This is a genomic window from Sodalinema gerasimenkoae IPPAS B-353, assembly GCF_009846485.1.
Lineage (GTDB): Bacteria > Cyanobacteriota > Cyanobacteriia > Cyanobacteriales > Geitlerinemataceae > Sodalinema > Sodalinema gerasimenkoae.
Genome location: NZ_ML776472.1, coordinates 3,698,875 through 3,712,464 on the forward strand (window position 1 = coordinate 3,698,875; position 13,590 = coordinate 3,712,464).

At 52.6% G+C, this 13,590-nt stretch carries 10 protein-coding genes; 4 read left to right on the top strand and 6 right to left on the bottom strand.

Features of this window, described 5'->3' with window-relative positions:
• Positions 1–3: 3 nt before the first annotated feature.
• The 5 genes from L855_RS22520 to glgX all read right to left on the bottom strand — a co-directional run bounded on the left by L855_RS22520 (position 4) and on the right by glgX (position 7,054).
• Positions 4–1,521: a malto-oligosyltrehalose synthase gene (locus L855_RS22520; protein ID WP_343039304.1), complete on the bottom strand. Its 1,518-nt coding sequence runs from the start codon at positions 1,519–1,521 to the stop codon at positions 4–6.
• Positions 1,496–1,642: a hypothetical protein gene (locus tag L855_RS22525; RefSeq protein WP_343039305.1), complete on the bottom strand. Its 147-nt coding sequence runs from the start codon at positions 1,640–1,642 to the stop codon at positions 1,496–1,498. The genes L855_RS22520 and L855_RS22525 overlap by 26 nt, the downstream gene beginning before the upstream one ends.
• A complete protein-coding gene (locus L855_RS22530; RefSeq protein WP_343039306.1) occupies positions 1,623–2,930 on the bottom strand; it encodes an alpha-amylase family glycosyl hydrolase in 1,308 nt (435 codons plus the stop codon). The genes L855_RS22525 and L855_RS22530 overlap by 20 nt, the downstream gene beginning before the upstream one ends.
• A gap of 154 nt (positions 2,931–3,084) precedes the next feature.
• The gene (gene treZ, locus L855_RS16110; RefSeq protein ID WP_159789730.1) at positions 3,085–4,902 is read right to left on the bottom strand and encodes a malto-oligosyltrehalose trehalohydrolase; all 1,818 of its coding nucleotides are present in this window, start codon (positions 4,900–4,902) and stop codon (positions 3,085–3,087) included.
• Positions 4,903–4,930: 28 nt separating this feature from the next.
• Positions 4,931–7,054 carry a glycogen debranching protein GlgX gene (gene glgX / locus L855_RS16115; RefSeq protein ID WP_159789732.1) on the bottom strand — a complete coding sequence of 708 codons (2,124 nt, stop codon included), beginning with the start codon at positions 7,052–7,054 and terminating at the stop codon, positions 4,931–4,933.
• 171 nt (positions 7,055–7,225) lie between these two features.
• Between glgX and L855_RS16120 the strand changes: the two genes are divergently transcribed.
• The 4 genes from L855_RS16120 to L855_RS16135 all read left to right on the top strand — a co-directional run bounded on the left by L855_RS16120 (position 7,226) and on the right by L855_RS16135 (position 11,566).
• Positions 7,226–7,888, top strand: a complete 663-nt coding sequence (locus L855_RS16120) for a hypothetical protein (RefSeq protein WP_159789734.1) — start codon at positions 7,226–7,228, stop codon at positions 7,886–7,888.
• Positions 7,889–7,975: 87 nt separating this feature from the next.
• Positions 7,976–8,719: a DUF928 domain-containing protein gene (locus L855_RS16125; protein ID WP_159789736.1), complete on the top strand. Its 744-nt coding sequence runs from the start codon at positions 7,976–7,978 to the stop codon at positions 8,717–8,719.
• 40 nt (positions 8,720–8,759) lie between these two features.
• A complete protein-coding gene (gene alr, locus L855_RS16130; protein WP_159789738.1) occupies positions 8,760–9,947 on the top strand; it encodes an alanine racemase in 1,188 nt (395 codons plus the stop codon).
• Between the two features lie 86 nt (positions 9,948–10,033).
• Positions 10,034–11,566, top strand: a complete 1,533-nt coding sequence (locus L855_RS16135) for a carboxypeptidase M32 (RefSeq protein WP_159789739.1) — start codon at positions 10,034–10,036, stop codon at positions 11,564–11,566.
• Between the two features lie 160 nt (positions 11,567–11,726).
• Here L855_RS16135 and L855_RS16140 read toward each other — a convergent pair.
• The coding region (locus tag L855_RS16140; RefSeq protein ID WP_246198909.1) for an Ig-like domain-containing protein at positions 11,727–13,590 on the bottom strand (1,864 nt) is incomplete at its 5' end.

The window sequence follows — 13,590 nt, forward strand, 5'->3', positions numbered from 1 at the left end:
GGGTTAGGTGGTAATCCAGAGGGCGATGGGAAATTCAGCGAGTAATTGCCCGACGGTTAGGGTGGTGCGGCGGGCTAGGGAGCGTCCGGAGATGGTCTCAACCCAGGTTTGGGCTGAACTTCCCGGGATTTCTACGGCTGTATTGCCCCAAACCTTCTCTCCCAGAGGAAACTGGCCTGGTTCGACGAGTTCGGTGCAGAAACGGGGGGCGATCGCAATGGCTTGAGCGTCACCGGACTTACGCAGAAAGGCCACGACGCGATCGGCGTGTTTCCCAGTGACTCGTAGGGGACGGTATTCGCCGCGATCGAAGAGATCCCGATATTGGTGGCGCGTTGTTAGGAGACAGTAAATACTAAAGAGCTTAATCCGTCCATCGCTAGCATTCTGTTTGAGATCTGCCAATAATCCCGGTAAGTCGGCGGCGGCCCAGTTTTGTAAATCCTGAAGCAGTTGCCCTTGACGGCCATAATCGACGGGACGCCGGTTATCGGGGTCGACTAAACTGAAATCCCAGAGTTCTGTTCCTTGATATAAGTCGGGAACCCCCGGGGCCGTTAACTTTAATAGGGTTTGGGAGAGGGAGTTGAGCATTCCGTAACTGGCAATTTTTTGTTGGAAGGGACGGAATGCCGCGAGAAAGTCGTTGTCATCGCCATCGGCAAGGACTTGGCGGACAAACTCCACAAAGGCCTCTTCGTAGTCTGAGTCGGGCCGTAACCAGGCGGTATGGACTTTGGCCTCGCGAACGGCTTTCACGACATATTGTTCCACGCGATCGCGAACCTCTCCTAAGTCATAGGGATCGAAGGGAAACACCCCCACCAGGGTTTGATAGAGAAAATACTCATCATTGGCATCGGGACTCTCGGAGTCGTCCTGGCGGCGATGTTGGTTCATTTGTTTCCAACTCGTCACAGCGGCTTCCCATTCGTCGGGGAGTTCCGAGAGGACATTGAGACGGGCCCGCATATCCTCGCTGCGTTTGGTGTCGTGGGTGGAGGAGGCGTTCATGGACTCAGTCCAGTAGGTGGCTTGTTGTTGGTTGAAGCCATGAAACTCCGAGAGGGTAATGCCAAAGCGGCCAGGACAGCCACCCACTTCGTTGAGGGAAATTAGGCGGTTATAGATATAAAACAGGGTATCCTCAACCCCTTTCGCCATTAGCGGCCCGGAAAACTGCTGCATTCGCATCACAAAACGAGTCCATTGGCCTTTGTCCTCCTCCGTCATGTCCTCGTCATAGTCCAACAGCCATAACTTTTCAATAAACCCCAATTCATTGGCGAGTTGAGGTTTTTGTCGTTTGGCGGCCTGAATCGCCCGTTCAATATGGCTGCGATCGCGACGACTTAACCCCGCCGGTGTGATATAGGTGCGATAGATGGGAAAGACCACCAAGAGTTCTTGAATCGCTCGCCGTAATCCTCCCAAGGTGAAATCGCTGGCATAGCGATATTGACTGGCCAGTTGTTTGAGGAAATTGGCTAGGTTTTCATCCCAAGGTGAAATCGCTGGCATAGCGATATTGACTGGCCAGTTGTTTGAGGAAATTGGCTAGGTTTTCCACATCTCCGGCGAGGTTGGTTTCGGCAATGAGTCGCTTACAGTGGAGTTCCAATTCATGATAGGACTGCAACATCTCCGGCGAGGTTGGTTTCGGCAATGAGTCGCTTACAGTGGAGTTCCAATTCATGATAGGACTGCCATTGCCCAGAAAAGCGCTGATAAATCCGCGTAAAGGCGGCTTCATTGGCGGTTTGACAAAAAAGATTATTAACATTGTAGAGAAAATCATAGCCTGAGGTGCCTTGAATCGCCCAATCTTCCGGGAGGGTTTCATTGCCTTCTAAGATTTTTTCAACGACAATATAGGTATCTCCCAATTGGTCGGCCAGGCGATCTAGATATTGTTTTGGGTCGTATAGCCCATCAATATGATCGACCCGCACGCCTTGGAATGCGCCATTATCAACCAATTCTTTAATGTAGCTATGGGTCAGTTCAAAGACCTTGGCTGATTCGATGCTGACGCAAATGAGTTCGTTGATGGTGAAAAAGCGGCGATAGTTGAGTTCTTCTGCGCCCACTTTCCAGAAGGCAAGGCGGAAGTATTGGTTGGCCAGAATCCGATCGAGGGTATTAAAGCTGTCGGGATTGCCGACGGTTCCGTTAAAGGTTTTTACATTGCGATCGATAAATTCATGAATTTCGGGATTGGATTGATAGAGTTCCCAAATTAAACCTTTCACAAAGGCCGCTTGGTCTTTGTATTGACGTTTTTCGGTTTCTGTGATAGCTCCTTTGAGGAGATACAGAACACCCAATAATTTGATAAAGTCGGGATGTTCGCGACCGAGGAGTCGCCGTAGATCGTCTAAGTTGTGGGTTAAGAGTTCTGTATAGGATTCAATTCGCAGTGGGAATTTTAACTGATAGTAGTTAATGCTTAATCCAGATTCACCGTATTCGAGTTTGAGTTCGCCGTTTTCCAGACATTGTCCGTAAAATCCACCCAAAAACGGTGCGAGAAGTTTGCCATTGATGTCGCGATCGGGATGTTCCCATTGAATGTCGAAAAAGTGGTAATACTCGGAGTTGGTTCCATATTCCAAGACATCCACGAGAAAGGGATTATTGCTGTCATAGGCCATGTGGTTGGGGACAATATCTTGTAGCCAAGTCATCTCATGGTCATGGAGGGTTTGGATGAGGCTATCAAAGGCTTCGGGACTGCCGAGTTCGGGGTTTAAGATGCGAGGATCGACGACATCGTAGCCGTGGGTACTGCCGCTACGGGCTTTGAAAATGGGTGAGGCGTAGAGGGTGGAAATGCCGAGGTTGTGGAGATAGTGGATAATATCTCGGGCGGCGTTGAAGCCAAAGTTGGGATTGAATTGGAGGCGGTAGGTGGCGATGGGTGGGGTCATTTTTTTTAAGGCAAGAGGCAAAAGAAGGGAATAGGGAACGGGGAACAGGGGGAAGAAGGCAGTAGGCAGTCGGCAGTAGGCAGTAGGGGGGAACCCACCCCTAGCCTCTCCCAGGAGGAGAAGGCTATAGGTACAAGAAGGGAAATTACTGAGTTTATGTTTCGTAGAGTACGACGGTTAGGGGGGGGACTTTGATGGATTCGCTACCTTTTAGAGTTTGGGGGGCGGTTGGACCGGAACCTTGCCAAATGGGGTCGCTGGAATCTAGGGTTTTGGTCCAGGTTTGAGTCGGGACTTGGGGGGATTGAATGGGGCTATCGCTAAAGTTGAAGATGACCCAGATTGAGTGGTTGGCTTGGGATTGGTGAACGCTGAACCAGCGAGATTCGTTGTTATATTGGGGTTGGATTTGTTGGCGATCGCCCAATCGGATGGCTGGGTTGTTGTTTCGTCGTTCGATGAGATGGTGGTAGAAGTTCAGTAATATGTGATGATGGCCGCTGTCGCGTTTTTGCCAGTTGAGGGTTGAGGTGTTTACGGTCTCTAGACTGGCGGCATCGGGTGGGGTTCCGCTGGCGTGGAAGGCTTCAAATTCTCGTTTGCGGCCTTGGCGGACGGCTTCGACTAAGTTGGGGTCTTGGTGGTCGATAAAATAGAGAAAGGGGGCGTCTTCTCCGTATTCTTCTCCCATGAAGAGTAATGGGATTGCGGGATTGAGAAGGGTGGCGGCGGCGGCGAGTTTGAGGGCCTCGAAGGATACCAGTTGGGAGAGGCGTTCTCCTAACATTCGGTTGCCAATTTGGTCATGATTTTGATTGCAGATGACAAATTGGGCGGGGGGGCGATCGCGGGCATCGCTGCCGTGAAATCGCTTGCGGTGAGGGGAATAAGTCCATTGATAGACAAAACTATCCCGCCAGGCGGTGGCCAGTTGTTGGCAACTGCCAAAGTCTTCGTAATAGCCCTGTTGTTCGCCGGTGAGGAGGGTATGCAAACTATGGTGAAAATCGTCACTCCATTGGGCATCCATTCCTAGTCCATTTTCTGAACGAGGGCGGATAATGCGGACATCGTTGAGATCGCTTTCGGCGATGAGATAGCGGGGATAGCTGGCGGTTTGATTGAACTCAGCCAGGCGATCACTCAATTCCCCTAGAATATGCTTGGCCCCGCCGTCGTAAATGGCATGGATGGCATCGAGACGTAAGCCGTCGACATGATACTCCCGCAGCCAATAGAGGGCGTTTTCAATGACAAATTGGCGAACGCCGTGACTGTAGGCATCATCGAAGTTAATGGCCCCACCCCAGGGGGTTTGATACTTGTCGGTGAAATAGGGGCCAAAATCACGGCTGTAGTTCCCTTCTGGGCCGAAGTGGTTATAGACGCCATCTAGAATCACTGCCAATCCCTGTTGGTGGGCGGCGTTGACGAGGGCTTTGAGGCCGTCGGGGCCGCCGTAGGAGTTCTGAACCGCAAAGGGATAGGCCCCATCGTAACCCCAGTTGTGCTGGCCGGGAAACTGGGCCACGGGCATGATTTCGATGGTAGTAATTCCCAGGGCCGTTAAGTCCCTTAGCCGGGAGATGGCAGCCTCAAAGGTTCCTGCGGGGGTGAAGGTGCCGATATGGAGTTCATACATGATCGACTCTTCTAGAGGAATCCCTCGCCAAGACTCATCTTGCCAGGAAAAGGCCCCGTGATCGACGACGGCGGAGGGGCCATGAACTCCCTGCGGCTGGAAGTAAGACATGGGATCGGGGCGAAGGCGATCGCCGTTGAGACGATACTGATAATGTGTTCCTGGGGGAATGCTGTCGAGGCTTGCCCGCCAATAGCCCCCGTCATCTTGCTTGAGGGGATGCGATTGTGGTTCGGGAGTTAGGATTTCCAGGGTTACCTGATCTAAGGTGGGCCCCCACAGCGAAAAGTCACAGCGATCGCCCCCTAAATAGATTGCACCAATGGTCATATTTACGTTCCCCATAGGAAAGACAAGATTAGAGGCGTTGTAATAACACCGTGGAATGAGATTCAACCTCTAGGGTTTCAGAACCACTGTAGCGACTCCCATGTTCAATCAAGGTCGGTTTTGTGGTGTCTAAAACGACACACCAAATCGACTCTTGTAAGGTCTTAGGAAGCTGGAAGGTTAACGGCTCATCATGGGCGTTAAAGAGTAATAAGAAACTATCATCTACAATCCGTTCGCCCCGTTTGCCTCGGGCGGGAATAGCATCGCCATTGATGAAGACTGCGATCGCCTTGGCAAAGCCTTCTTGCCATTGTTCCTCACTGACCTCTTCTCCATCGGGGTTGAACCAGCCTAAGTCAATGACATCTGACCCATAAATGGGCTGCCCTTGGAACCATTTACGGCGACGAAACACGGAATGTTCGGAGCGAAGTTGAATCAGTTGCCGGGTAAAGGTGAGGAGATCGGCATTGGCATTTTGCAACTTCCAATCAAGCCAAGCTAACTCATTATCCTGGCAATAGACGTTGTTATTCCCCTGTTGACTGCGCCCCATTTCATCGCCGCTGACGAGCATGGGAACCCCTTGGGATAAGAGTAAAGTTGTCAAAAAGTTGCGCCGTTGGCGATGGCGCAGGGTTAAGATGTCTGGGTCATCTGTGGGTCCTTCGACGCCACAATTCCAGGAACGATTATGACTTTCTCCATCTCGATTATCTTCGTGATTGGCTTCATTATGTTTCTCGTTGTAACTGACTAAATCATTGAGAGTGAAGCCATCATGGGCGGTGACAAAGTTAATACTAGCACTGGGGCGACGACCGTTAAATTTATACAAATCAGAACTGCCCGTGAGACGATAGGCAAACTCTGCTAGGGTGCCATCTTCCCCTCGCCAAAAGTCTCGCACCGCATCGCGATAACGACCATTCCATTCTGACCAAAGGAGGGGGAAATTGCCCACCTGGTAGCCGCCATCAGCGATATCCCAGGGTTCGGCGATTAACTTCACCTTACTCAGAACCGGGTCTTGATGGATGATATCAAAGAAGGCCGCCAGGCTATCGACTTCGTAGAGTTCTCGGGCCAGGGCCGAGGCTAAATCAAAGCGGAAGCCATCGACGTGCATTTCTAAAACCCAATAGCGCAAACTGTCCATAATCAGTTTGAGGACTTGGGGATGGCTGACATTGAGGGAATTACCGCAGCCGGTGAAGTCCATGTAGTAGCGGCGATCGTCTTCAACGAGGCGGTAATAGGTGGCGTTGTCGATGCCCCGAAAACAGAGGGTAGGCCCGAGATGGTTGCCTTCGCCGGTATGGTTGTAAACCACATCTAAAATCACCTCAATCCCTTCGGAATGAAGGGTTTTGACCATGTTTTTGAATTCCCGGACCTGATCTTGAGGATTCTGACTGGCACTGTAGCCGCTATAGGGGGCAAAATAGGCAATGGAGTCATAGCCCCAGTAGTTGCGTAGGCCCGTCTTGGCCAGATGTCCCGGTTGGGAGAGGAAATGATGAACCGGCATCAGTTCCACGGCGGTGATTCTCAAGGATTTGAGATAGCGAATGGCCTCGGGATGGGCCAGGCCCTGATAGGTTCCCCGTAGTTCCGGGGGAATGTCGGGATGCTGACGGGTAAAGCCTTTGACGTGCATCTCGTAGATGATCGTATCCTGTTCGGGGATGTTGAGGAGGCGATCGCCCTCCCAGTCAAAGGACGTATCGATGACGATGGCTTTGGGGATATAGGCGGTATCGTCGAGGTCGTTAAAGGAGAGATCCTCATCGTCATCCTCCCAGGCATAGCTAAAGATGGTTTCGTCATAGCCAATTTCCCCATCGAGGGCTTTGGCATAAGGATCGATGACCAGTTTATTGGGGTTGAAGCGATGGCCCTGTTCTGGTTCAAAAGGACCGTGAACGCGGAAGCCGTAGCGTTGTCCCGGGCCAATCCCCGGTAAATAGCCATGCCAATTGTAGTTTTCGATTTCCGTTAAGGGAACTCGTGTTTCTCGATCCTGTTCATCAAATAGACATAATTCAACCTTAGTGGCGTTTTCACTATAAATGGCGAAGTTTGTTCCCTCTCCATCCCAAGATGCCCCCAAGGGATAGGGTTCACCCGGCCAAATAGAAATATCCATAAGATTTCTCAGCGATACAGCGTGGGCGTTTTGCCCCCTGAGGGCTAATATAACAATGAACCACGATCCGTGACGCATCAACAGGGAAGAAATTCACGGATTCCTCCCTCTAAGGGCGTGCCACCATTGGCTGGGTTACATTTTTCACTTCCTTGATTCTGATGTCGGCCTATGTCTTTTTTACCAGTGAATTGGGTTCATTTGCCTATCTCCGCACTATTGCTGCTGGTTGCCGGTTCTGGGGCGATCGCCGCTCCTTTCCCACTCCCGGAGAGTCCTCGTTATGCCAATGTTCCCTTTATTGATGTGCCGCCACCGGTGGATGTGCCGGCCACTCCTCCCCCTAGTCGTGAGGCGACGGCGGCGGTTCGCTATTTGGTGTATGTCAACAGTCGTAGTCCGGAACGATTAGCGCAGATTCAACGTCTCAACGCCAATGCCGCCTTTGGGATGTTTCGGGGTGAACAAATTATTCAAGCGGGCCTGTTTCGGGACCGGGAGGCGGCGGAAGTGCGATCGCGTCAATTAAGCCAACAGGGGATTCAGTCCCAAATCGCAGCGGTGACGGTTCCGGATGAGAGGGGGTCGGGGACGAGTAATGTCTCTAATGCGGCCTACTATGTGATTGTCCCCGGTTCCCGCCAAGCCCTCGATCGCGCCCTCGGGACAGTGCAGGCTGCGGTGAATCCTGGAACGGCTATTCAACGACGCGATCGCCCCCGAGGACTCCACCTGGCCATTGGCCCCTTTCGGGAACGACGTACGGCGGAACGGTTGAGCGATCGCCTCCGTCGTCAGGGATTGCCACAAACCCGAGTTCACTATGATCCTTAAGGGGAAATCCTTAAATCCTGAAGGGGAACGTCGAGACGGCCGGGAGGTCTACTGCTATTCGCTTGTCGTCTCCTTACATAGATAACGATGACTCAGATCTTACGCATCCCAATTTTACGCACCTGTATTTTGACCCTGGTGGCGATCGCCCTGATGGTGGTGATTCCCCTGCTATCTCTTCGTCCCTCCCTGTCTGTGGAGTTTACCCCCCCTGATCGCGGCACGCCTGAACAAGTAGATGCGGGGGGAACTCGTTTTGCGGACTTTGAACGTCCTGGGGAACGGGTGGTTCCCGTTTTTATGGATGGCCAAGAACTTGAATGTCCCCTCAGTGCCATTCTGCCCCCAGAAAACTATGGTCTTACCCGTCAAGCCTATCCCACGATTTTCTATCACACGCCCCCGGTAGAGGGGATTGAGGTGATTTTTAGCCTCCGCGATGCCCAGGAGACCCTGATTTATCAAACTCGCTATTTAACGGGACCGGATCATGGAACCTATGGTTTGCCGATTCCGGCGTATGTGAATGTGCCGCCGTTGCACCCCTATCAAGCCTATTCCTGGACGGTGGAGATTCCCGATCTTGAGGCTAGTGTCTCAGGAACCATTGTCCGGGTGAATACTACGGCGAGTTTTGATGAGGCGTTTGCCACGGCTTCGGCCGAGGAACGGCTGCAACTCTTGGCGGATGCCGGACTTTGGTACGATATGTTGGACCAATTGGCTCAACTGCATCGAGAGAACCCCGATGATCCTCAGTGGTCTCGTCTCTGGATGCAAATCGCCGAAGATGCGGAGTTGATGAAAGTGGGGGATAAACCCCTACTGTAAACTGGGATCTGTCCCTGTTCTGTTTGACCACGGCCATCTCATGCTTACCTGGGAACGGGTTGTTAAATTTAGCCAGGATCAGACCCTTCCGGGAGTCTGCGATCGCGCCTGGGTGGAGATTGATTTGCAGGCGTTGGCGGAGAATGTCCGTCAGTTACGGGGCCTCCTCTCCCCAGGGACGGGATTTATGGCGGTGGTGAAGGCGGATGGCTATGGCCATGGGGCGATTCCTATTGCTAAAACGGTTTTAGAGGCTGGGGCCACGGCCTTGGGGGTGGCCACGGTCCCCGAAGCGATCGAACTGCGTCAGGCGGGGATTGATGCCCCGATTCTTCTGTTAGGGGCAATTCAGAGTCTGCCACAGATTGAAGCCTTGCTTCGCTGGCGATTGGAACCCACCCTCTGCGATCGCCCCCAGGCGGTTCGTATCGCGGAGATTGTGGGGCAACTGGCCCCCCGTGAACCGCTGCCGGTGCATTTAAAGTTAGATACGGGAATGTCTCGCTTAGGGGTTCTCTGGACAGAGGCGGTTCCCTTTGTCCGCCAAGTGTTGGAGTTGCCCCAGCTTCATCTGGCTAGTGTCTATTCCCACTTGGCTACGGCGGATGAGGAAGATATCACCATGATGCGGCGACAGGAAGAACGCTTCCAAGGGGCGATCGCCGCCCTCAAGGCCGCCGGGATAACTCCCCCAAAACTCCATCTGGCTAACTCCGCCGCCACCCTTTGCAACCCGTCGAGTCATTATGATCAAGTGCGGGTGGGATTAGCCCTCTATGGACTGTATCCCGCCCCCCATCTGCGATCGCAGGTCAAGCTACAGCCGGTTTTACAGGTCAAAGCCCGCATTACCCAGGTTAAAACTCTTCCCCCTGGAACAGGAGTCAGTTATGGCCACCGCTTTGTCACCCAACGGGAAACGCGCCTAGCGGTGGTGGGGATTGGCTACGCCGATGGGGTTCCCCGCCTCTTGTCCAATCAGCTTCAGGGACTTCTGCAAGGGGGTGATCGGGTCTGGCAACTGCCTCAAGTTGGCACGATTACCATGGATCAACTGATGTTAGATGTCACCGAGGTTCCCGAGGTGCAAGTAGGGGATGTGGTGACGCTCTTAGGAACTTTGGGGGAGGACTCTATTTCCGCCGATGACTGGGCTGAGGCCTTGGGAACCATCTCCTGGGAAATTCTCTGTGGCTTCAAACACCGTCTCCCTCGCATCCAGGTTTGAGGGGTTTCACCCTTTCGCTAAGGTTCAGACCGGCCAAACCCCGATAGAATGGGTATGAGCCGTGCGTCTGCCTCTCTTCACTAATTATGTCCATCTCCTTGTCTGAGTCTGGCTCTCTGTATTCCCAACTCATTACCCGACTGCGAGACGTGCGGGATGTCCAGTCTGCGGCTGCTGTCCTGCAATGGGATCGTGCCACCTATATGCCCCTGGGGGGGGCAACGGCCCGAGGACGACAGTTAGCAACGCTGCGACAGGTGGCCCATGAAAAGCTTTGTGATCCGGCTTTAGGGGAGTTGTTAGAACAACTTGAAGCCCAGGCCCAGTCCTATCCCTACGACAGCGACGAAGCCAGTTTGATTCGTGTGGCCCGTCGTGATTATGATCAGGCCCGGCGCGTCTCGCCAGAGTTTATGGCCCGTCTGTCGAGTCATCAAACGGAAACCTATTTGGCCTGGGCCCAGGCCCGAGAAGAGTCTGATTTTCAGCGTGTCTGTCCCTATTTGGAGAAGACGTTGGATTTGAGTCGGGAATGGGCCAGTTTCTTCCCAGAGTGCGATCGCCCCGCCGACTCTCTCATCGCCCTCTCCGATGAAGGAATGACCAGTCGCCTGTTAGAGGAGTTATTTTCTCAACTGCGGGGGGAGTTGGTAGAGATTGTCCAGGCGATCGCCCAGGCCCCGGCCCCAGACACCCAACTGCTGCAACAACAGTTTTCCGAAACCGCCCAACTTAACTTCTGTCAGAAACTGATGGAACGCATCGGCTACGACTTTAGCCGAGGTCGCCAAGATTCCACCCTTCACCCGTTCACCACCAGTTTTTCCATTAACGACGTTCGCATCACCACCCGCACTGACCCCAATAATCTCACCGAAAGTCTCTTTTGTAGTCTCCATGAGATGGGTCATGCCTTATATGAACAAAACATTGATCCAGCCCTAGAAGCCACCCCTCTCGCGGATGGAACCTCTTCAGGAATTCATGAAAGTCAATCCCGCCTCTGGGAAAATTTAGTGGGACGTAGTCGTGCCTTTTGGGAATGTTTTTACCCCCGTCTTCAGGGCTTTTTCCTCCGACAACTCGGACAATCTTCAGTCTGTGATTTCTATCGCGCCATTAACCGAGTCGCTCCGAGTCCGATTCGCACCGCCGCCGATGAAGTGACCTATAACCTTCATGTGATGATTCGCTTCGAGTTAGAAGTGGCGATGTTAGAGGGCAAACTGTCAGTTCAGGACTTACCGGATGCTTGGAACAATTGTTATGAACGGGATTTAGGGATTACTCCTGCCAATGACCGAGAGGGAGTGTTACAGGATGTTCATTGGTACTCCCAATTGATTGGCGGCCAGTTTCAGGGCTATACCCTCGGCAATCTCATCGCCAGTCAATTGTTTGAAACGGCCCTAAAGCAACATCCCGAGATTCCGGTGGATTTAGAACGGGGTAATTTCACTCCCCTATTAACTTGGTTAGAACGTAATGTCTATCGTCATGGGCGCAAATTCACTGCCGATGAATTAGTTGACCGCATCACCGGAATGCCGATTCATATTGACCCCTTTTTACGCTACATCCGTAGCAAATATGGCGATTTATATCATCTCGATCTGTAGAATTTCTCATAGGTGAACATCAGTCATTTGTTTAGTTAAATGGAAAAAATATAGAGACACCGAGTTTTTCCCAAAAAGCCGGTGTCTGATATTCGACCCCAGCCGTCAGAGTTCGATGAAACCGTAGGAGGGGTTCATTGCTGAGGGTCAATTCTCGTTGTTACCAGTTGAGGGTGACGAAATTCGCAGGAGAGTTCAGTTGTGCCCCCGTCACCCCTGGTAAAACTGCCAGAGTTTCCCCAGCCACTTCCAGTAAAACTCGGTCATCGAGTTGAGTGAATTCCAAGACCGCGAAACCTAAGCCATGAGACAGTCCAATACGGTCAGCCCCCACCTGAAAATCGGTAATCAGATTTTCTCCTCCATCCTCGCGCAAGACAAAGAGGTTATTGCCACCGCCTCCGGTGAGAGTATCATCACCCAAATCCCCTGACAGCAGGTTATCTCCAGGTCCGCCAATCAACACATCATTATCCTGACCGCCAAACAACGTATCATTGCCATCGCCAGCATGGAGAATATCATCGCCCTGATTGCCAAACATTAGGTTATCCCCCCGTTGGCCAAACAGCACATCATCTCCCTGGTCTCCCACTAAAATATCGTTGCCCCCTCCAGCATAGAGAGTATCGTTATCCTGACCACCAAAGATGGTGTCGTCACAATCCCCCCCACGAATCAGGTCATTGCCCTGATTGCCAAAAATGAGGTTACGACCCCCTACAGCCGTGATGACCTTAGCCCCGTCACGGCCAACAATCGTATCGTCACCCCGAGTGCCATACATCTCGGGACCATACAGCAGCAGAGACTCCCCAGTCCGACCCAAGATGAATTGTCCTGGACTCGGCTCACACGAGATCTCTTGAGATGGTTCTGGGTCAGATTCGGGTGTGGGCGTGGCTATAGGAGTAGGAGTGGGCGTGGCTATAGGAGTAGGAGTGGGCGTGGGCGTGGGGGTAGGAGTGGGCGTGGGCGTGGGCGTGGGCGCCGGTGCAACCCCCTCTATAACCCCCTCTATACTGATAATGACGGCGGTCGATTCATCAGAGGTGTTACCCGCCGCATCGGTTGCGGTAGCAGTGAAGCTAAAGTCACCTCCTGCTAAGGGGGTTTCTGGGGTAAATGTCCAGTTTCCATCTTCATCAGCGGTGACCGTCCCAAGACTTGTATCATTTTTAAACACTTTTACTTGGCTTCCAGCTTCAGCGGTGCCAGTAATGTCTGGGGTGGTGTCATTGGTTGGGCCACTGCTGGTAATCTTGGGTGCGTCTGGCGGGATGCCATCGACTAATATGGCTGTGGTATTGCCGACTTCGTTGAGTGTTAATACCGCATTGAAGCCGTTACTGTTGACAATGGTAGCTCCATCGGTCAAAACCAGTTCTGCACCCACATCTATCCCGTTTGGGTCTTCATTACCTTCAATAATGGTGTAACGGAAGCTGTGGCTGGTAGCAGATGACCCATCACCCACTAGGGTGGCATTGACTTCACCGCCGGTATCTAGGGTAATCGGTAGGGAGACATCACCGGTGATTGTGACAGCTTCTGAGAAGATGACGGTAAAGTCGAGGTGAGCGCCGATGCCGTAGGTTTGGTCCATCGGTACGGTGATATTGGTAACCACGATCTCCGACGGGATTATTGTGCCGTAAATATCATTATTATCTTGGTCTTCGCCCACCCCACCTGCGGGTGAAGTTCCTGCGGCATCGGCTGCATTATTATTTTCAAAGGTAACGTTTGCCCCTAGTTTTACGACTGGCAAACTGGTCGACATTCCTTGGTTGTTGCCGTTGGTGTTGACGGTGGACTTCATGGCGAAGAGGGCACCGCCGAGTCCTTGACCGTCGTAAATCCAAGTTCCGCCTGTGGCGCTGTTATTACTGAAGCTGGTGTCCACAATGCTCAGGTTGCCGCTGCGAATAAAAATAGCGCCACCGAATCCGGCGCCGCTGCCGCCGCTGCCGCCGCTGCTGAAGCCGCTACCGAAGCCGCCGCCGCCGCCGCTACCGCCGCCG

What these genes read in the sequence shown, in the direction of transcription:
- L855_RS22520 (WP_343039304.1), bottom strand. Translation starts at nt 1,521, where the DNA reads ATGCCAGCGATTTCACCTTGGGATGAAAACCTAGCCAATTTCCTCAAA.
- L855_RS16120 (WP_159789734.1), top strand. Translation starts at nt 7,226, where the DNA reads ATGTCTTTTTTACCAGTGAATTGGGTTCATTTGCCTATCTCCGCACTA.
- L855_RS22530 (WP_343039306.1), bottom strand. Translation starts at nt 2,930, where the DNA reads ATGACCCCACCCATCGCCACCTACCGCCTCCAATTCAATCCCAACTTT.
- alr (WP_159789738.1), top strand. Translation starts at nt 8,760, where the DNA reads ATGCTTACCTGGGAACGGGTTGTTAAATTTAGCCAGGATCAGACCCTT.
- treZ (WP_159789730.1), bottom strand. Translation starts at nt 4,902, where the DNA reads ATGACCATTGGTGCAATCTATTTAGGGGGCGATCGCTGTGACTTTTCG.
- L855_RS16125 (WP_159789736.1), top strand. Translation starts at nt 7,976, where the DNA reads ATGACTCAGATCTTACGCATCCCAATTTTACGCACCTGTATTTTGACC.
- L855_RS22525 (WP_343039305.1), bottom strand. Translation starts at nt 1,642, where the DNA reads ATGTTGCAGTCCTATCATGAATTGGAACTCCACTGTAAGCGACTCATT.
- L855_RS16135 (WP_159789739.1), top strand. Translation starts at nt 10,034, where the DNA reads ATGTCCATCTCCTTGTCTGAGTCTGGCTCTCTGTATTCCCAACTCATT.
- glgX (WP_159789732.1), bottom strand. Translation starts at nt 7,054, where the DNA reads ATGGATATTTCTATTTGGCCGGGTGAACCCTATCCCTTGGGGGCATCT.